This is a genomic window from Saccharothrix sp. HUAS TT1 (assembly GCF_040744945.1).
Taxonomy (GTDB): domain Bacteria; phylum Actinomycetota; class Actinomycetes; order Mycobacteriales; family Pseudonocardiaceae; genus Actinosynnema.
In genome coordinates, this window is the sequence record NZ_CP160453.1 from 2,826,632 (window position 1) to 2,846,069 (window position 19,438).

15 protein-coding genes, 2 tRNA genes and 1 riboswitch are annotated in these 19,438 nt (G+C 71.2%); of the genes, 14 read left to right on the forward strand and 3 right to left on the reverse strand.

Going from position 1 to position 19,438, the window contains the following annotated elements; all coding sequences use genetic code 11:
- The first annotated feature begins 275 nt into the window (after positions 1-275).
- From AB0F89_RS13990 to cimA, 6 genes are all read left to right on the forward strand, one after another.
- A complete protein-coding gene (locus AB0F89_RS13990) occupies positions 276-3,605 on the forward strand; it encodes a S8 family serine peptidase (protein ID WP_367136197.1) in 3,330 nt (1,109 codons plus the stop codon).
- Between the two features lie 228 nt (positions 3,606-3,833).
- Positions 3,834-4,871 (forward strand): 3-isopropylmalate dehydrogenase, encoded by a 1,038-nt coding sequence (locus AB0F89_RS13995; RefSeq protein ID WP_367136199.1) that lies wholly within the window; start codon positions 3,834-3,836, stop codon positions 4,869-4,871.
- A 256-nt stretch (positions 4,872-5,127) separates the two neighbouring features.
- Positions 5,128-5,202, forward strand: a riboswitch (cobalamin riboswitch).
- Positions 5,203-5,405: 203 nt separating this feature from the next.
- On the forward strand, positions 5,406-6,413 hold the full coding sequence (locus AB0F89_RS14000) for a FecCD family ABC transporter permease (RefSeq protein ID WP_367138866.1): 1,008 nt from the start codon (positions 5,406-5,408) through the stop codon (positions 6,411-6,413).
- Positions 6,413-7,165, forward strand: coding sequence for a heme ABC transporter ATP-binding protein (locus tag AB0F89_RS14005; protein ID WP_367136201.1), 753 nt, complete (start codon positions 6,413-6,415; stop codon positions 7,163-7,165). Before AB0F89_RS14000 ends, AB0F89_RS14005 begins: the two co-directional genes overlap by 1 nt.
- Positions 7,162-8,130, forward strand: coding sequence for an ABC transporter substrate-binding protein (locus AB0F89_RS14010; protein WP_367136203.1), 969 nt, complete (start codon positions 7,162-7,164; stop codon positions 8,128-8,130). The genes AB0F89_RS14005 and AB0F89_RS14010 overlap by 4 nt, the downstream gene beginning before the upstream one ends.
- Positions 8,131-8,326: 196 nt before the next feature.
- Positions 8,327-9,937: a citramalate synthase gene (gene cimA / locus AB0F89_RS14015; RefSeq protein ID WP_367136205.1), complete on the forward strand. Its 1,611-nt coding sequence runs from the start codon at positions 8,327-8,329 to the stop codon at positions 9,935-9,937.
- Here the strand turns inward: cimA and AB0F89_RS14020 are convergent.
- Positions 9,918-10,550 (reverse strand): S1 family peptidase, encoded by a 633-nt coding sequence (locus AB0F89_RS14020; RefSeq protein WP_367136207.1) that lies wholly within the window; start codon positions 10,548-10,550, stop codon positions 9,918-9,920. The genes cimA and AB0F89_RS14020 overlap by 20 nt on opposite strands.
- A gap of 56 nt (positions 10,551-10,606) precedes the next feature.
- Here AB0F89_RS14020 and AB0F89_RS14025 point away from each other — a divergent pair, with 56 nt between their 5' ends.
- Positions 10,607-11,377, forward strand: coding sequence for a fumarylacetoacetate hydrolase family protein (locus AB0F89_RS14025; protein WP_367136209.1), 771 nt, complete (start codon positions 10,607-10,609; stop codon positions 11,375-11,377).
- Here AB0F89_RS14025 and AB0F89_RS14030 read toward each other — a convergent pair.
- Complete coding sequence (locus tag AB0F89_RS14030; protein WP_367136211.1) at positions 11,374-12,621, reverse strand: FAD-dependent oxidoreductase; 1,248 nt, start codon at positions 12,619-12,621, stop codon at positions 11,374-11,376. The genes AB0F89_RS14025 and AB0F89_RS14030 overlap by 4 nt on opposite strands.
- A 91-nt stretch (positions 12,622-12,712) precedes the next feature.
- On the opposite strand from AB0F89_RS14030, the gene gltX reads away from it, so the two are divergent.
- From gltX to AB0F89_RS14050, 4 genes are all read left to right on the forward strand, one after another.
- The gene (gltX, locus tag AB0F89_RS14035; RefSeq protein WP_367136213.1) at positions 12,713-14,203 is read left to right on the forward strand and encodes a glutamate--tRNA ligase; all 1,491 of its coding nucleotides are present in this window, start codon (positions 12,713-12,715) and stop codon (positions 14,201-14,203) included.
- A gap of 104 nt (positions 14,204-14,307) precedes the next feature.
- The gene (locus AB0F89_RS14040) at positions 14,308-15,045 is read left to right on the forward strand and encodes an HAD family hydrolase (protein ID WP_367136215.1); all 738 of its coding nucleotides are present in this window, start codon (positions 14,308-14,310) and stop codon (positions 15,043-15,045) included.
- 101 nt (positions 15,046-15,146) lie between these two features.
- A tRNA-Gln gene (locus AB0F89_RS14045) sits at positions 15,147-15,218 on the forward strand.
- An 83-nt stretch (positions 15,219-15,301) separates the two neighbouring features.
- Positions 15,302-15,374: transfer RNA gene (locus AB0F89_RS14050), tRNA-Glu, on the forward strand.
- Positions 15,375-15,516: 142 nt separating this feature from the next.
- Here AB0F89_RS14050 and AB0F89_RS14055 read toward each other — a convergent pair.
- Positions 15,517-16,218 carry an IclR family transcriptional regulator gene (locus AB0F89_RS14055; RefSeq protein WP_367136217.1) on the reverse strand — a complete coding sequence of 234 codons (702 nt, stop codon included), beginning with the start codon at positions 16,216-16,218 and terminating at the stop codon, positions 15,517-15,519.
- 71 nt (positions 16,219-16,289) lie between these two features.
- On the opposite strand from AB0F89_RS14055, the gene leuC reads away from it, so the two are divergent.
- The 3 genes from leuC to AB0F89_RS14070 all read left to right on the forward strand — a co-directional run bounded on the left by leuC (position 16,290) and on the right by AB0F89_RS14070 (position 19,233).
- The gene (gene leuC, locus AB0F89_RS14060; protein ID WP_367136219.1) at positions 16,290-17,693 is read left to right on the forward strand and encodes a 3-isopropylmalate dehydratase large subunit; all 1,404 of its coding nucleotides are present in this window, start codon (positions 16,290-16,292) and stop codon (positions 17,691-17,693) included.
- Between the two features lie 15 nt (positions 17,694-17,708).
- A complete protein-coding gene (leuD, locus tag AB0F89_RS14065; RefSeq protein WP_367136220.1) occupies positions 17,709-18,311 on the forward strand; it encodes a 3-isopropylmalate dehydratase small subunit in 603 nt (200 codons plus the stop codon).
- 208 nt (positions 18,312-18,519) lie between these two features.
- The gene (locus tag AB0F89_RS14070) at positions 18,520-19,233 is read left to right on the forward strand and encodes an HU family DNA-binding protein (protein ID WP_367136222.1); all 714 of its coding nucleotides are present in this window, start codon (positions 18,520-18,522) and stop codon (positions 19,231-19,233) included.
- Positions 19,234-19,438: the final 205 nt, after the last annotated feature.

A 19,438-nucleotide genomic window follows, 5' to 3' on the forward strand; every position in this document is an offset into this window, starting at 1 on the left:
TCGACGGGGCTGGGATTTCCCCGAAAAGGACTAATGCCGCCGAGACCTGTCGATGTATATCGTCGCAGGTCTCGGCGGTGTCACAGTTAACCGTTAGTGGTTAAAACTGTGGGTGTCGTCACTCGTTCGGGCTAATTGATCCGCTCGACTGAGCGATTAGGTTCCCTCCACGAGGTTGACCTGGTGCCGTAGAGGGCACGGCACCACGCGGGCAGTGCCCTCCTACACGACGACGCTGCCTGCCCGGTCGAATCCGACCTCGCTTGGGGCACGTTGTGAGCCGATCTCGCGTCGTCGCCAGATCCGCAGTACCGGTGCTGGCCGCGATACTCGTCGCCGGAGCCACCGCCGGTACCGCGCTGGCCGCGGAAGATCCACTGGCACCGTCCGTCGCCAACGCGCGCGGGCTGGATGCGGGCAAGTTGCAGTTGAAGGTGTCCGACCGGCTGTCGGCCGCCACCGGCCGGGTCACGGCGTTCGTCGAGCTGGAGGCCAAGCCCGCCGTCGACGCGTTCGCCGAGAAGACCGACCAGGGCGCGACGAAGCAGCAGGCCAAGGACGCCGCCAAGGCGACCAGGAACGACACCGGCAGGGTCACCGACCAGGTCGTCAACGACCTGAAGGGCAAGGACTCCGCCACCAAGGAGCTCTACCGCACCGCGAACGGCGTCCCGGGCGTGGTCGTCCAGGCCGACGCGGACCAGGTGCGCGAGCTGGCCAAGCGGGCGGACGTGAAGTCCATCCGCACCGTGGTGCCGAAGAAGCGCCAGAACTCCACCGCCGTGCAGCTGACGAACACGCTGAAGGCGTGGCAGGAGTACGGCAAGCTCGGTGACGACACCCGCATCGGCATTATCGACACGGGCATCGACTACACCCACAGCGACTTCGCGGGCCCCGGCACCATCGAGGCGTTCGAGGCGATCGACGAGACCAAGGTCGACGCGTCCTACTACCCGACGCCCAAGGTGGTCGGCGGCTACGACTTCGTCGGCAACGCCTACGACGGCGAGAGCGACGACCCGGCCGTCAACACCCCGAAGCCGGACCCGAACCCGCTCGACTGCAACGGCCACGGCTCGCACGTCGCCGGCACCGCGGCGGGCTTCGGCGTCAACGCCGACGGCAGCACCTTCGAGGGCGACTACACCAAGCTCACCCCCGCGGCGCTGGACGCGATGCGCATCGGCCCCGGCACCGCGCCGAAGGCCCTGCTGTACGCGCTGAAGGTGTTCGGCTGCGAGGGCTCGACCAACGTCACCGCGCAGGCCCTGGACTGGGCGCTCGACCCCGACGGCGACGGCGACTTCTCCGACCACCTCGACGTGGTCAACCTGTCGCTCGGCTCGGACTACGGCGCCCCGGACGACCCGGACAGCCTGTTCGTGCGCAAGCTCAACGCCTCCGGCGTCGTGACCGTGTTCTCCGCGGGCAACGGCGGCGACCTGTACGACATCGGCGGCTCGCCGGGCAGCACCCCCGAGGCGCTGACCGTGGCCAGCACCCGTGACGCGTACGTGCTGCGCGACGCCGTCGAGGTGACCGCGCCCGGTTCCGCCGCGGGCCGCAAGCCCGGCCAGTACAGCGTGGCGTTCAACTACGAGGGCTTGAACGTCACCGCGCCGGTCGTGGCGATGGGCGACGCGACCAACAAGGACGGTTGCCAGGTGTTCTCGGCCGCCGACAAGGCCGCCGTCGCGGGCAAGATGGTGTGGCTGGAGTGGGACGACAACGACGCCACGCGTCGCTGCGGCTCGGTCGGCCGGACCAACAACGCCACCGCCGCGGGCGCCGTCGGCGCGCTGTTCACCTCGAACCTGGAGCACTTCAACGCGGGCATCTCCGGCAACGCGACGATCCCGGTGTTCCAGCTGACCGGCTCGGCCACCGCGGCGCTGCGCCCGGCGCTGGCCGCGGGCACGCTGGTGGTCCGCCAGGCGGGCGACCTGCGCACCTCGCTGTCCACGTTCGACCCCTCGATCAGCGACACCCCGAGCTCGTTCACCTCGCGCGGCGTGCGCGGCCCGGTCGTGAAGCCGGACGTGGCCGCGCCCGGTGACACCATCGCCTCGGTGCTGGTGGGCTCGGGCGACAAGACGATGGTCAACTCGGGCACGTCGATGGCCGCGCCGCACATCTCCGGCATCGCGGCGCTGGTGCGCCAGGTCCACCCGGACTGGACGCCGGAAGAGGTCAAGGCGGCGGTCATGAACACCGCCGGCCACGACGTCAAGGCCGACGGCAAGACCTACGCGCCCAACCGCGTCGGCGCCGGCCGCGTCGACGGCAAGGCCGCGGTCGAGAACCAGGTCCTCGCCTACGTGCAGGACGACCCGGGCGCGGTGTCCGCGTCGTTCGGCACGGTCGAGGTGTCCGGGCCGATCAGCCGGACCAAGACCATCAAGGTGGTCAACAAGTCCACCAAGTGGGTGGACTACACCGTCGGCTACGAGGCGCTGACCCAGATCCCGGGCGTGCGCTACGAGCTGTCGACCGGCTCCGTGCGGCTCAGCCCGCGCGGCATCGCCCGCGTCACCGTCACCCTGAAGATCGACCGCCCGGCCGACCTGCGCAAGACGGTCGACCCGACGATCGAGGCGAACCACCTCGACGTGCCGCGCCAGTACCTGGCCGACGCGTCGGGCCGGGTCGTGCTGACGCCCAAGGGCGGTTCGTCGGTGGCGCTGCGCGTCCCGGTGTACTCCGCGCCGAAGCCGGTGTCGGACATCAACGTGGCCAACAGCGTGAAGGTCTCCGGCTCGGGCCAAGGCGTGCTGAACCTGACCGGTCGGGGCGTCAACCAGGGCGGCTACCAGTCCCTGGTGAGCGCGCTGGAGCTCCAGGCGTCCTCGCCGAGGCTGTCGGAGTGCCGTCGCAACGTCACCACCAACTGCGTGCTGAACAACACCGCCAAGGGCGGTGACCTGCGGTACGTCGGCGTCACGTCGACCGCTCCGCTGGCGAAGGCGCAGGGCGAGCCGGAGAACGCGGTGCTCGCGTTCGGCCTCGCCACCTGGGGCAACTGGTACAACCTCGGCAACAACACCGTCCCGTTCGTCGACATCGACACCGACGGTGACGGCGCGTTCGACTACGAGGTCTACGCGACCAAGCTGACCGACACCGACCTGCTGGTCGCGTCCACGGTCGACCTGGCCACCGGCGCGACGGTCGACATCCAGGGCGTCAACGGCCAGTTCGGCGACGTCGACACGAACGTGTTCGACACGAACGTGGTGGTCCTGCCGGTGCTGCTGTCGGCGCTGGGCATCGACCCGTCGGCGGACACCTCGCGGATCAGCTACCAGGTCGGCGTGGCCGGTTACTACGTGGCGCCGGGCACGTCGAACGGCCTGATCGACTCGATCCCGGGCGCGCTGTCGTTCGACCCGCTCAAGCCGGGCCTGTGGGTGCAGGGCGGCGGCGACGCCGCGCTGTCCTACCAGTCCCGGCCGGGCACCGCGCTGGTGGTCAACCGCGACGCCGAGTCGCTGGCCGCCGACGGCGCGGACAGCCTGCTGGTGCTGCACCACCACAACGCCACCGGTGACAAGGCGGACGTGGTCAAGGTGAAGGGCAAGTCGAAGAACCGCTCGGCGGACTGATCGCCGTGCGCCGCTCTGGCCGGTCGGGGGTTGCCCCGGCCGGCCAGAGCCGTTTACGCGCATCGGGTGACGACCGAACGGGGGCACTGAACCGTTCGGGTGTCCCGCAGTCCGGGAGATATGGCCACGGAGGGGTGTTCCGTGTGCGGTTTCACCGCCTCGGACCGGTAGCCTTTCGCAAAGGAAACTAGTCCCGAGAATTGGGACTGATACCTGGGAGGTGTGTGGATGCGGCTCGCAGTGATCCCAGGAGACGGGATCGGGCCCGAGGTCGTCGCCGAGGCCCTGAAGGTGCTCGGTGAGGTCGTTCCAGCGGCTGAGATCACCCGCTACGACCTCGGCGCGGCGCGCTGGCACGCCACAGGTGAGTTGCTGCCGGAGTCCGTGCTCGGGGAACTCCGCCAGCACGACGCGATCCTGCTCGGCGCGGTGGGCGACCCGTCGGTGCCGAGCGGGATCCTGGAGCGCGGCCTCCTGCTGCGGCTCCGGTTCGAGCTCGACCACCACGTGAACCTGCGCCCGGCCCGGCTCTACCCCGGTGTGCGCAGCCCGATCTCCGACCCGCCGGAGATCGACATGGTGGTGGTGCGCGAGGGCACCGAGGGCCTGTACGCGGGCAACGGCGGCCTCCTGCGGAAGGACACGCCGCACGAGATCGCGACCGAGGTGTCGATCAACACGTCGTTCGGCGTCGAGCGGGTGGTGCGCGACGCGTTCGCCCGTGCCGCGAACCGGCCGCGCAAGCACCTCACGCTCGTGCACAAGACCAACGTGCTCACGCACGCCGGGTCGCTGTGGTCCCGCGTGGTCGAGGAGGTGTCGTTGCAGCACCCGGACGTGACGGTGGCCTACCAGCACGTGGACGCGGCGACGATCCACCTGGTCACCGACCCGGGCCGGTACGACGTGATCGTGACGGACAACCTGTTCGGCGACATCCTGACCGACCTGGCGGCGGCCGTGACCGGCGGCATCGGGCTGGCGGCGTCGGGCAACCTCGACGTGACGCGGCGCAACCCGAGCATGTTCGAGCCGGTGCACGGCAGCGCGCCGGACATCGCGGGCCAGGGCATCGCCGACCCGACGGCGGCGGTCCTCTCCGTCGCCCTGATGCTCGACCACCTGGGCGAGTCGGAGGCGGCTCGGCGGATCGAGGCGTCGGTGGCGTTCGACCTGGCCACCCGCGACCACTCGTCGCCGGGCGCGACCTACGCGGTGGGCGACCGCCTGGCCGCCCTGGTCTCCTCCAACGTCCGCACCGCCTGACCCCCGCGAGAGTCCAACCTCCAGCACGCGAGAGTCCAACACCCAGAACGCGAGAGTCCTACCTCCAGGACACCTGAGTTCAACGCTCAGCAGCGGTGCGAACCGACCTGAGCGTTGAACTCACCCTCGCTGGGCGTAGGACTCTCGGCACTTGGGCGTAGGACTCTCGCGGTGGAGTAGTGATCAGGGCCACCACGGCGAAGTCGTGGTGGCCCTGAGCGCGTTCCGGGCCGTAGGGTCGCCGGTACCGCCCGTGGGGGAAGTCCGGTCGAATTCCGGCGCTGACCCGCAACGGTAGGCCGAGCCCCGCGCTCGGCGAGCCCGATCACCCGTGGGCGGTGGGAAGAAGCTCCACTCCTGCCGTGGTCTGCGGGACGGGCGCGCCGGCCTGCCACGAGCGGACGCCGGCCTGCCGGTCGAGGCCACCCGTCCGAGAGGCGACCGGTGACCCGGACCAGCAGCCGAACGCCGACCGAGGGCGTCCCGACCGGCGGCGCCCCGCCCGCCGCGCCGCGCCGCCCACCCACCGCGGGCCTGTGCCTGGCCCTCACCGCCGCGCTGGCCGCCTCGGTCGTCTGCGGCGTCGCGCTCGGACCGGTGTCCGTCCCCTTCGGCGACGTCCTGCGCTTCCTCCACGCCGCCGTCACCGGCGGTCCGATCGACGCCGCCGAGGCGGGCCCCTACCGGATCGTCTGGGACATCCGCCTGCCGCGCGTCCTGCTCGCCGCCGTCGTCGGCGCCGGCCTGTCGGTGGTCGGCGTCGCCATCCAGGCCATGGTCCGCAACGCCCTCGCCGACCCGTACGTGCTGGGCATCTCCTCCGGCGCGAGCGTCGGCGCCACCGCCGTCGCCACCACGGGCCTGTTCGCCTCGCTCGGCATCTACGCCCTGTCCACGGCCGCGTTCCTGGCCGCCCTCGCCGCGATGGGCCTGGTCTACGTCGTCACCGGCCGCCACCTCACGCCGCTGCGCCTGGTCCTCACCGGCACCGCCATGGCCTACGGCTTCTCCGCCGTCGCGATGCTCCTGGTCTTCCAGTCGCCGCGCGGCGAGGCGGCGCGCGCCGCGATGTTCTGGCTGCTCGGCAGCCTCGGCGGCGTCACGTGGACGTCCCTGCCGATCGCCGCCGCGGTCGTGCTGGCGGGCGTCGCCTACCTGCGGACCCGCGCCAAGCACCTCAACGCCCTCTCCATGGGCGACGAGACCGCGACCACCCTCGGCATCGACGTCGGCCGCACCCGCAAGGCGTTGTTCCTGGTCACCGCCGCCATGACCGGCGTGCTGGTCGCGGTCAGCGGCGCGGTCGGCTTCGTCGGCCTGATGCTGCCGCACCTGGTCCGCCTCACGGTCGGCGCCGACCACCGCAAGGTGCTCGCCGTCGCACCCCTGGCGGGCGCCTGCTTCCTCATCTGGGTGGACGTCGCCGCGCGCCTGCTCGCCGCGCCCGAGGAGCTGCCGCTGGGCGTCATCACGGCCGCGCTCGGCGTGCCGTGCTTCGTCCTGCTGATGCGCCGCCGCGGCTACGTGTTCGGCGGCCGCTGATGGACGTCCGACTGGAGCGGGTCACCGTCGACGGCATCCTGCACGGCATCGACCTGGACGCGCCCGCGGGCGAGGTGCACGGCATCGTCGGCCCCAACGGCAGCGGCAAGTCGACCACGCTGCGCTGCGTGTACCGGGCGCTCGAACCGTCCGGGGGAGTGGTCCGCCTCGGCGGTCGGGACATCACCACCACGAAGGTCCGCGACACCGCCGAGCACCTCGCCGCGCTCACCCAGGACAGCCACGTCGAGTTCGACTTCACCGTCACCGAGGTCGTCGCGATGGGGCGCCTGCCGCACCGGAGCACCCCGCGCCGCGACGAGGAGGTGGTCGCCGACGCGCTGTCCCGGGTGGACGCCGCGCACCTCGCCGACCGGGGCTTCCTCAGCCTGTCCGGCGGCGAGCGCCAGCGCGTCCTGATCGCCCGCGCCCTGGCCCAGCAGCCCAGGGTGCTGGTGCTGGACGAGCCGACCAACCACCTCGACATCAGCCACCAGCTCGCGGTCCTCGCCCTGGTCCGCCGCCTGGGCGTCACGGTCCTCGCGGTGCTGCACGACCTCAACCTGGCCGCCGCCCACTGCGACCGCCTGCACGTGCTCGACGGCGGCCGGGTGGTGCGCAGCGGCACGCCCGAGCAAGTGCTCACCCCCGAGGTGCTGCACGACGTCTTCCACGTCCGCGCGCACGTCGTGCGCCACCCCGTGAGCGGGGTCCCCCAACTGCTGTTCGAACACCTGGAGGTCACCCCGTGAAGAAGTTCGTCGCCCTCGCCCTGGTCCTCACGACGGGCTGCGGCGCGCGGATCGCGCCGACGGCGGCCGGGGACACCACCACCGTCACGAACTGCGGGCAGCAGGTCTCGTACGCGGCGCCGTCCCGCGTGGTCACCAACGACACCGGCATCGCCGAGCTGATGTTCGCGCTGGGCCTGGCCGACCGGATGGCCGGTTACGTCATCGGCTCCTCGCACTCCACCGACGTCGCCTCGTCACCGTGGAAGGCGGACTTCGAGCGCGTGCCGCACCTCGGCGAGCAGATCACCAAGGAGCTGGTCCAGGGCGCGGGCGCGGACTTCGTGTTCGCGGGCTGGAACTACGGCTTCTCCGAGTCGACCGGGTTCACCCCGGACGCGTTGAAGGACCTCGGCATCGCCACCTACCAGCTCACCGAGGCGTGCCGGAACGGCGTGGGCAAGCAGCGCGGCATCATGCCGCCGCTGGACGCCCTCTACACCGACCTGCGCAACCTCGGGCGCATCTTCGAGGTCGAGGACAGGGCCGAGGCGCTGATCGCGGGCTACGAGAAGCAGGTCGCGGCCGCCGCCGAGCTGGTCAAGCCGAACCGCCCGAAGGTGTTCCTCTACGACAGCGGCCTCGACCAGCCGTTCACCTCGGGCCGCAACGCCGCGCCGCACGACATCATCGGCCGGGCGGGCGGCGACAACGTCTTCGGCGACCTGGACGACAGCTGGACCACGGTCGGCTGGGAGGCCGTCGTCGACCGCGCGCCGGACGTCGTGCTGATCAACGACTACGCCGACGGCGAGGCCACCACGCCGGACGAGAAGCGGGCGTTCCTGGAGTCCTACCCGCCCCTGGCCGACGTGCCCGCGATCAAGCACAAGCGGTTCTTCGTGCTGCCCTACGCGGCGCTGGTGGAGAGCCCGCGCAACCCGGCGGCCATCGAGGCGTTCGCCAGGTTCCTGGCCGCTAGCTGAACCCACACCGTGGGACAACCCGTCCGTGGCTTGGTATCGGCGGACGGGTTGTGGCACCATCGCCAGCGTGGCTCTCCACACCGTGATCATTATCGACAAGCGCGCCGGGTAGTGCTCCCAGAAGCACCCGGCGCGCCGACCTCTCGCATCCTGCGGGGGGTCTTTTTGTTTTCTCACAACTCACAGGAGCCCCCACGTGACCCCCCTCGGCGATTCATTCCACGTCTTCGACACGACCCTGCGGGACGGTGCCCAGCGCGAGGGCATCTCCTACTCGGTGAACGACAAGCTGGCGGTCGCCCGCTTGCTCGACTCGTTGGGCGTCGGCTTCATCGAGGGTGGCTGGCCGGGCGCGATGCCGAAGGACACCGAGTTCTTCGCCCGTGCCGCGGCGGGTGAGCTGACGCTCAAGCACGCGCAGCTCGTCGCGTTCGGCTCGACCCGCAAGGCGGGCGTGAAGGTGCAGGAGGACGCGCAGGTCAGGGCCCTGCTGGAGGCGCGGACGCCGGTCGTGACGCTGGTCGCCAAGTCCGACCGCAGGCACATCGAGCGGGCCCTGCGCACCGACGTCGCGGAGAACTGCGCGATGGTCCGCGACACCGTCTCGTTCCTGGTCGGCGAGGGCCGCCGGGTGTTCGTGGACGCCGAGCACTTCTTCGACGGCTTCGCCTTCGACCCGGACACCGCGCTGCGCGTGCTGGAGTCCGCTGTGGAGGGTGGCGCGGACGTCGCCGTGCTGTGCGACACGAACGGCGGCCAGCTGCCCCTGGGCCTGGCCGAGACCGTCGCCGACGTGGTCGCCCGCACGGGCTTCCGGGTCGGCATCCACTGCCAGGACGACACGTCCTGCGCGGTGGCCAACACCGTCGCGGCGGTGCAGGCGGGGGCGACCCACGTCCAGTGCACCGCGAACGGCTACGGCGAGCGAGCGGGCAACGCGGACCTGTTCGCCGTCGTCGGGAACCTCGTGACCAAGCTCGGCCTGCAGGTGCTACCCACCGAATCGCTGGCCGAGCTGACCCGGGTCTCCCATGCGTTGGCCGAGATCGCGAACATCGCACCCGAGACCCACCAGGCCTACGTCGGGTCGTCGGCCTTCGCCCACAAGGCGGGGCTGCACGCGAGCGCGATCAAGGTTGATCCGGAGCTGTACAACCACATCGATCCGGACACCGTCGGCAACGACATGCGGGTGCTGGTCACCGAGATGGCGGGTCGGGCCAGTCTCGAACTCAAGGGACGTGAGTTCGGGATCGACCTGACCCGCCGGCCCGAAGCGCTCACCAACGTGGTGCGCAAGGTCAAGGAGCTGGAGGCGGGCGGCTGGTCGTTCGAGGCCGCCGACGCCTCCCTGGAACTGCTCCTCAAGGCCGAGCTGGACGAGCTGGACGCGCCGCCGTTCGTGCTGGAGTCCTACCGCGTGCTGCTCGACCACCAGCAGGACGGCACGATCGTGTCCGAGGCCACGGTCAAGGTGCGGGTGGCCGGTGAGCGGGTCATCGCGACCGCCGAGGGCAACGGTCCGGTGCACGCGCTGGACGCGGCGCTGCGCAAGGCCCTGCTGCCCCACCTGTCCTGGTTGGACGCGGTGGAGCTGAACGACTACAAGGTGCGCATCCTCCCGGGGTCCCACAACTCGGCCGAGCACGGCACCGACGCCGTCACCCGCGTGCTGGTGGAGTCCACCGACGGCGAGCGCGAGTGGACCACCGTGGGCGTGCACGGCAACATCGTCGAGGCCAGCTGGCTCGCCCTGTGCGACGCGCTGGCGCACAAGGCGATGCGGGTCACCCCGTCACCAGCGTGAACCCCTCGGCGGCCAGGATGCGGTTGATCGGCTGGAAGAAGGACGTGCCGCCGGTCGTGCAGTTGCCGGAGCCGCCGAGCACGTGCCCCTGGGCCTGGGCGCCGGTGAAGACCGGCGCCCACTGGTCGCCCGGTTCGGTGCACAGGTTCGTCCGGGTCAGGCCGTAGACCACGCCTTCCGGGTAGTTCACCGTGACGTTCTTGGCCTGGACGACGCCGCAGCGCAGCCCGGTGGTGCGGCCCGCCGCGCACACCTGGCCGCCGACCGGCGTCTCGGCCGAGCCGCGGATGGTGGTGCCGGGGAACCCGGCGATGGTCGGGCGCTGGACCCAGGCGGCGGTGTTGGTGATCCGGACGACCGCGTAGGTCTGCCGGACCGCCACCACGGGGCCTATGTCCACCATGCCGGGCCCGCGGACCGCGGTGCCGACGTTCCCGCAGGACGGTGGCACGACCAGGTGGCCGCGGACGTTGAAGCCGTTGGCGCAGCGCGCGCCGTTCGCCGCGTAGAGGGGGGTGCCCGCCTCCAGCGGTGTCGGCAGCGCGGCGGGCGCCGCCACGGCGGGTGACGCCGCGGCGGCGAGCAGGGTCAGGACGATCAGCAGGGTTCGCATCCCTCGACGTTAGGCACGCCAGGTGCGGTTTCCAGCCACCGGTTAGGGTCACCTCCGTGCGCATTGCCCGTATCGCCCAACCCGACGGCCTCGCCTTCGCCGCCATCGAAGGCGACGGCGACGACCTGACCGCGGTCGAGATCGCCGACGACCCCTTCGCCAACCCGACGTTCACCGGCCGCCGCTGGCCGCTGGCCGACGTCCGGCTGCTGGCGCCGTTCCTGCCGCCCAAGATCGTGGCCATCGGCCGCAACTACGCCGAGCACGCCGCCGAGCTGGGCAACGAGCTGCCCGAGAACCCGCTGATGTTCCTCAAGCCGAACACGGCGGTGGTCGGGCCGAACGCGGACATCAAGCTGCCCGCGGTGTCCGAGCGGGTCGACTTCGAGGGCGAGCTGGCCGTCGTGATCGGCGTCGGCGGCCGGGACATCCCCGCCTCGCGGGCCCGCCAGTCGATCCTCGGCTACACGATCGCCAACGACGTCACCGCGCGCGACCTGCAGAAGGCCGACGGGCAGTGGACGCGGGCCAAGGGCTTCGACACGTTCTGCCCGCTCGGGCCGTGGGTGGAGACCGAGTTCGACCCGTCGGACGTGGCCATCCGCACCGAGGTGGACGGCGAGGTCAAGCAGGACTCGCGGACCTCGCTGCTGCTGTTCGGCATCCCCGAGCTGATCGAGCACATCTCCTCGGTGATGACCCTGCGACCGCTGGACGTGATCCTCACCGGCACGCCCGCGGGCGTCGCCCCGCTCAGCGCCGGGCAGACCGTCTCGGTGACCGTCGAGGGCCTGGGCACGCTGACGAACACGGTCGCCAACCGCTAGGTCCGCTCGATCCTGCCGGGCGCGCGCCGGGCGAACTCCGGCGCGTGCTCGGGCCGCAACCCGATCGCCACCAGGTAGGCGGGCACCACCTGCAGCCGCGGGAACCGCTGCATCAGCCGGATCGGCTTCGGCACGCGGCCCCGCGCCGCGCCCGACGTGCCGGCCAGCGTCGGCTTCAGGAACGAGTCCTGGATCCGCCGCTGGACGGCCTGGGTCACCGCGGTCGGCAGCCACCGCCTGCGCCGCACCTTCGCCAGCACCGCCGGGGTCAGCGCGCCCCGGCGCAGCGGCGCGGCCACGATCCGCGCGGCGGCCACCGCGTCCTGCACGGCCAGGTTGATGCCGACGCCGCCGATGGGCGACATCGCGTGCGCCGCGTCCCCGATGCACAGCACGCCGTCGGCGTGCCAGGTCCGCAACCGGTCGAGCTTGACGTCCAGCAGCTTCACGTCGTCCAGCGACCCGATCGCCTCCAGCCGGTCCGCCAGCCACGGCACCAGGTTCGCCATCCGCCCGCGGAAGGCCGCCACGCCCTCCGAGCGCAGCAACCGGTCGGTGCCCTTGCGGATCAGGTAGGCGCACTGGAAGTAGTCGCCGCGGTTGATCAGCACCAGCCCGTCGCTGCTGCCGAACCGGCCGGTGGCGCCGGTCAGCTCGCCCTCCGCGCGCGGCAGCCGGAACCACCACACGTCCATCGGCGCGCCGAACGCCCGCACCGGCAGGCCGACCTCCTCGCGCACCAGCGAGCGCCGCCCGTCGGCCGCGATGACCAGGTCCGCCGCCAGTTCACCGGTGTCGCCGCCCGGAGTGCGGTAGCGGACACCGGTCACCTTGCCGCCCTGCTTGAGCAGACCGGTGAACTCGGTGCTCATCCGCAGCGTGAAAGCGGGCTCGCGCTTGCCGGCGTCGGCCAGCAGGTCGAGGAAGTCCCACTGCGGCACCATCGCGATGTGCTTGTGCCGGCCGGGCAGCCTGCTCAGGTCGGCCATCGTCTGCGGGCCCGCGTCCAGCAGCACCTGCAGCTTGTCCACGAGCTGGTGCGGCACGTCCGCGAACGCCGGCCCGAGGCCGAGCTCGTCCAGCAGGGTCAACGTCGACGCGTGCACCGTGTCACCGCGGAAGTCGCGCAGGAAGTCGGCGTGCTTCTCCAGCACGGTCACCTCGACACCGGCCCTGGCCAGCAGCAACCCGGCCACCATGCCGGCCGGGCCGCCTCCGACGACCACCACCCCGGTCCTGTCCATGATCCACCCCTCACGTTTTCAACACCAGTTGAATAAGCTCAGGATGCTCCCACCCGGCGCCGCCGGTCAAGCCGGATAGGCTGATCGGGTCATGAGCGCATCAGCAGCACCCGCCCGGGTCCGCGTCCGGCTCTGCCCCTCTCCCACCGGCGCGCCGCACCTCGGCCTGGTCCGGACCGCGCTGTTCAACTGGGCCTACGCCCGCCACGCCGGTGGCGCGGTGGTGCTCCGGATCGAGGACGCCGACGCGGCCCGCGACTCCGAGGAGTCCTACCTCTCGCTGCTGGAAGCCCTGCGGTGGCTCGGCCTGGACTGGGACGAGGGCCCCGAGGTCGGCGGACCGCACGCGCCGTACCGGCAGAGCGGGCGGCGCGCCCTCTACGCCGACATCGCCGAACGCCTGCTCGCGGCGGGCGAGCTGTACGAGTCGTTCTCCACCGCTGACGAGGTCGAGGCGCGCCGCCGGGCCGCCGGGCAGGACCCGAAGCTCGGCTACGACGGCCACGACCGCGACCTCACCGCCGGGCGGCGGGCGGCGTTGCGCGCCGAGGGCCGCGAACCGGTGCTGCGCCTGAAGATGCCCGACGAGGACATCACGTGGGTCGACCTGGTGCGCGGCGAGGTGACGTTCAAGGCGGGCAGCACGCCCGACCCGGTCCTCGTGCGCGCCGACGGCGAACCGCTGTACCCGTTCGTCAACCCGGTGGACGACGCGCTCATGGGCATCACGCACGTGCTGCGCGACGAGGACCTGCTCCCGTCGACGCCCCGGCGGATCGCGCTGCACCGGGCGTTGGCCGGGATCGGCGTCACCTCGACCCTCCCGGAGTTCGGCCACCTCCCGCCCGTGCTGGGGGAGGGGAACCGGAAGCTCTCCAAGCGCGACCCGCGGTCGGACCTGTTCCACTACCGCGACCGCGGTTTCCTGCCCGAGGGCCTGCTGAACTACCTGGCGCTGCTGGGCTGGTCCACCGCCGACGACCGCGACGTGGTCACGCTCGCCGAGCTGGTCGAGGCGTTCGAGCCGTCCCGGCTCGGCGCCAACCCGGCCCGCTTCGACCTGAAGAAGGCCGAGGCGGTCAACGCCGCGCACCTGCGCGCGCTGCCCGTCGCGGACTTCGTCGACCGCGTGCTGCCGCACCTGGTGCGCGACGGCGTGCTGCCGCCCGAACCGGCGCCGGAGCAGCTGGCCGTGCTGACGGCCGTCGCGCCGCTGGTGCGGGAGCGGTTGGTCGTGTTGTCCGAAGCGTCCGGGATGGTGCGTTTCCTGTTCGTCGCGGAGCAGGACTTCGCGCCGGAGGAGGAAGCCGCCGCCAAGGCGTTGGGCGAGGACGCCCGACCGGTGCTGCGAGCCGGCGTCGACGCGTTGGAATCGCTTCCGGAGTGGACGGCGGCGGCCATCGAAGAGGCGCTGAAGGTGTCCCTTGTGGACGGCTTGGGCCTGAAGGCGCGCAACGCCTACGCCCCGGTGCGGGTTGCCGTGACGGGCCGTACCGTCTCGCCTCCGCTGTACGAATCGCTCGAACTGGTCGGTCGAAGTCGCTCGATCGGGCGATTGCGCCGCGCGCTCGGGGCAATCTGACTGGTGCCTTCGGGCGGTTCAGCGGTGCTTGACCGTGCAAGAATCGCCAGATATCACCTCTCTGGTCGAGTCGGACGAGGGGTGAGCGCACCTAGCCTCACGGGGTGACAACCGCAGCCCCGACCTTCACCCCTCGGAGAACCGGCGAGATCCGGGCGGTGTGCCTCGACGTGGACGACACCCTCGTCGACTACAGCACCTCGTCCCGGGCCGCCCTGGCCGCGATGGTCGGCAACGCCGACGCCTGGCCGCTGTGGCAGCGCATCACCGACGAGCACTGCGAGCGCCTGCTCGCCGGCGAGCTCGAGTACGAGACGATGCGCAACCTCCGCACCCGCGCCTTCTTCGCGGCGCTCGGCGAGGAGTTGGACCAGGAGGAGGCGACCCGCCGGGAACTGCGCCGGCAGGAGGTCCTCGCGTCCGGCTGGCGGCTGTTCCCGGACGTCGTGCCGTGCCTGGAGTGGCTGCGGGCCACCGGTCTGCCCATGGCTGCCGTGAGCAACGCCTCAGGCCGTCACCAACGGGTGAAGATCGCGACCCTCGGGCTGACCCAGTACTTCGACACCGTGCTCATCGCCGGCGAGGTCGGCTCCGCGAAACCCGACCGGGTGATCTTCGACACCGCCTGCGCGGACCTGGGCGTGGACCTCGGTGACACGGTGCACGTCGGCGACCGCCTGCACGCCGACGCGATCGGCGCGCGCGACGCGGGCATGAAGGGCGTGTGGCTGAACCGCCAGGGCCCGCGCGACGGCTCCCTGCCCGCGGGCATCTCCGCCATCAGCAGCCTCGCTGAGCTGCCGGAACTCCTCGTCTGCGAGCTGTCGGCCGCCTCCGCGTGACCCCGATTTCCGTTCCGCCGGGGACGTGGTCTAGTATTCCTCCCGGCGGAACGGAGAGGCCCCCCGAGCGAAAGCGAAGGGGAGTCGGGCCGGGAAACCAATGGGGTATGGTGTAATTGGCAGCACGACTGATTCTGGTTCAGTTAGTCTAGGTTCGAGTCCTGGTACCCCAGCTGCACGGTAGAGAATCGAGTATGGTAAGCTACCGGCAACGCAGGACAGCAAGAACGTGATAAAGTGAATATCGAAAGTTCCCGGCCCCGTCGTCTAGCGGCCTAGGACGCCGCCCTCTCAAGGCGGTAGCGTGGGTTCGAATCCCATCGGGGCTACAGATCAGGAAGATCCCTGTTTCGCACTGCGAAACAGGGATCTTTCGCATTGTCACCGGGGTCCGATCCCCAGACCCCGGGCAGGCGGGCTCCGCCCCCTGCACCCCCGCCGCCTCGCGGCCGGGGGTGCAGGTCGTAGCGCTCAGAGACGGCTCTGCAGGGCCTCAGCGGCTGCCAGGAGGTCTGCGGCCCAGCGGGCGCCCGGACGGCGGCCCATGCGGTCGATGGGACCGGAAACCGATACCGCCGCGACCACCGAACCGGAGCTGTCGCGCACCGGCGCGGAAACGGAGGCGACTCCCGGTTCCCGTTCCGCCACCGACTGCGCCCAACCCCGCCGGCGCACTTCCAACAATGTGCGCTCGCCGTAAACCGCGTCGGCGAGAACGGAGCGCTGAGTTCCCGGGTCGGCCCACGCCGCCAATACCTTCGCGCCGGAACCGGCCGTCATCGGCAATCGCGCGCCGATCGGCACGGTGTCGCGCAAACCACTCGGTGGTTCGGCCGAGGACACGCAGATCCGCTGCATCCCGTCCCGCCGGTACAACTGGACGCTCTCGCCCGTGATGTCGCGCAACCGCGGCAACACCGAGGACGCCGCGTCGAGCAGCGGGTCGGTGGCCCCGCCCGCCAACTCCGCCAGGGCCGCGCCCGGGCGCCAGCGGCCGTCGGAACCCCGTCGCAGCAACCGGTGCACCTCGAGCCCGACCGCCAACCGGTGCGCGGTAGCCCTCGGCAAGCCCGTCCGGTTGCACAACTCGGCGAGCCCACACGGATCCTTTGCGACGGCGTTCAAGACAGCCACTGCCTTGTCCAACACGCCGATCCCGCTATGCTGTCCCACAAGCCGATACTAACTTCCCACTGTCTGGGAAGTCCAGATCTATCGACTGTCCAGATCTTGGGAGAGTTGCGATGAGCCGCACGCTCGCGGAGAAGGTGTGGGAAGCACACGTCGTGCGCCACGGCAGTGGCGCGGAGCCGGACCTGCTCTACATCGACCTCCACCTGCTGCACGAAGTGACCAGCCCGCAGGCGTTCGACGGCCTGCGCCTGGCGGGACGGCCGCTCCGCCGCCCCGACCTCACGATCGCCACCGAGGACCACAACGTCCCGACGATCGACATCGAGCTGCCCATCGCCGACCCGGTGTCGCGCACGCAGGTCGAGACGCTGCGCAAGAACTGCGCGGAGTTCGGCGTGCGGCTGCACCCGATGGGCGACTTCGAGCAGGGCATCGTGCACGTCGTCGGCCCGCAGCTGGGCCTGACCCAGCCCGGCATGACGGTCGTCTGCGGTGACAGCCACACGTCGACGCACGGCGCGTTCGGCGCGCTGGCGTTCGGCATCGGCACGTCCGAGGTGGAGCACGTGATGGCCACCCAGACGCTGCCCCTGCGGCCGTTCAAGACGATGGCCATCACCGTCGACGGGCAGCTGGGGCCCGGTGTCACGGCAAAGGACATCATCCTCGCGGTGATCGCGAAGATCGGCACCGGCGGCGGCCAGGGGTACGTGCTGGAGTACCGGGGGAGCGCGATCGAGGCGCTGTCCATGGAAGCCCGCATGACCGTGTGCAACATGTCGATCGAGGCGGGCGCGCGCGCGGGCATGATCGCGCCGGACCAGACCACGTTCGACTACCTCCAGGGCCGCCCGCACGCGCCTTCGGGCGCGGACTGGGACGCGGCCGTCGAGTACTGGAAGACGCTGCGCACCGACGACGACGCCGAGTTCGACGCCGAGGTCCGCCTCGACGCCGACGAGCTCACGCCGTTCGTCACCTGGGGCACCAACCCCGGCCAGGGCCTGCCGCTCGGCGCCACCGTGCCCGACCCCGAGGCCATCGCCGACGAGAACGAGCGCGTGGCCGCCGAGAAGGCCCTGACCTACATGGGGCTGGAGCCGGGCACCCCGCTGCGCGACATCCACGTCGACACCGTGTTCCTCGGCTCGTGCACGAACGGCCGCATCGAGGACCTGAGGGCCGCCGCGGACGTGCTGAAGGGCCACAAGGTCGCCGACGGCGTCCGGATGCTCGTCGTGCCCGGCTCCATGCGGGTGCGCGCGCAGGCCGAGTCCGAAGGGCTGCACGAAGTGTTCCTGGCGGCGGGCGCCGAGTGGCGCCAGGCCGGCTGCTCGATGTGCCTGGGCATGAACCCGGACCAGCTCAAGCCGGGCGAGCGCAGCGCGTCGACCTCCAACCGAAACTTCGAGGGCAGGCAGGGCAAGGGTGGCCGCACCCACCTGGTTTCGCCACTCGTGGCCGCCGCCACCGCCGTGCGGGGCACGCTGTCGTCGCCCGCCGACCTGGTCTGAGGGAGTTCTACGAACATGGAAGCGTTCACCACGCACACCGGGGTCGGCGTTCCGCTGCGCAGGTCCAACGTGGACACCGACCAGATCATCCCGGCCGTCTACCTCAAGCGCGTGACCCGCACGGGCTTCGAGGACGGCCTGTTCGCCGCCTGGCGCGGCGACGAGCAGTTCGTGCTCAACCAGGAACCGTTCCGGGCCGGCAGCGTGCTGGTCGCCGGGCCGGATTTCGGCACCGGGTCGTCCCGCGAGCACGCCGTGTGGGCGCTCATGGATTACGGCTTCCGGGTGGTCATCTCGTCCCGGTTCGCCGACATCTTCCGGGGCAACTCGGGCAAGCAGGGCCTGCTGGCGGCCCAGTGCGAGCAGTCCGATGTCGAATTGCTGTGGAAGCTGCTGGAGAACGAGCCCGGCACCGAGGTCACCGTCGACCTGACGAAGAACACCGTTGTGGCGAAGGACTTCACCGCGCCCTTCAGCGTCGACGAGTACACCCGCTGGCGGCTGCTGGAGGGATTGGACGACATCGCGCTGACCCTCCGCCACGCCGACGACATCACCGAGTTCGAGCAGCGCAGGCAGGGTTGGCTGCCGACTACCGAACCCCTCCCCGCGAGCTGACTCCGAAGGGGCCGGATTCCCCTCCGAACAGCGGGAATCCGGCTCACCGGAAGCTCCCGGAGCCCCTGAGGCGTCCCTCGACAGGTCGTAATTGCCCACGCCACAACGGAAAATCTGGCGTGGCGATTGGTATTTCCTTGCATATGGGCTTACCGTGGGCAATCAGTCGGCCCGACTAGGGCCGTGAGCGTCCTGGGAGGGACTGAAGGTGAACAAGGCCCAGCTCATCGAGGCGCTCGCCGAGCGCCTTGGCGACAAGAAGAACGCCGCTGCCGCTGTCGACGGGCTCGTCGACGTCATCGTCCGCAGCGTCCACAAGGGCGAGAAGGTCAACATCACCGGCTTCGGTGTCTTCGAGAAGCGTGCCCGCGCGGCCCGCACCGCTCGCAACCCGCGCACCGGTGAGACCGTGAAGGTCAAGAAGACCAACGTTCCCGCGTTCCGCGCGGGTTCGACGTTCAAGGACGTCATCAGCGGCACGAAGAAGTTGCCGCGCGTCACGGCCGCCAAGCCCGCCGCCGCCGCCGCTGCGGCCAAGCCGGCCGCCGCGACCAAGGCTCCGGCGACCCGAAGCACCACCGCGCGCACCACCACTGCGCGCGCGACGCGCAGCACCGGCACCGCCACGCGTGCCGCTGCGGCGGCCACCAAGGCGCCGGCGACCCGCCGGACCGCCGCGGCCGCGAAGCCCGCCGCCACCGCCACCAAGGCCGCGCCTGCGAAGAGCACCGCGACCAAGGCCACCGCCGCGAAGACGACCGCGGCCAAGGCGACCACGACCGCGGCGAAGGCGCCCGCGGCGGCCAAGAAGGCCGCTCCGGCGAAGGCCACCACGGCCACGGCGAAGGCGTCGACGGCGAAGGCCACCACGGCCGCCGCCGCGAAGCCGGCGGCGAAGAAGGCCCCGGCCAAGAAGAAGTGAAGTCGGGCCGGGTGATCACCGGCCAGGCACGCAACACCCGCTCAGGGCCCGGCGCGGACGCGCTCCGGGCCCTGAGCGCACTCCACCCCCGCGAGAGTCCTACGTTCGCGACCACCGTGTCCTACGTTCAGGACCCCCGAGTTCAACGCTCGGCACGCCGCCCGGACCGTCGGCGGCGTGCGATTCCGGCGTAATCACGCCCACC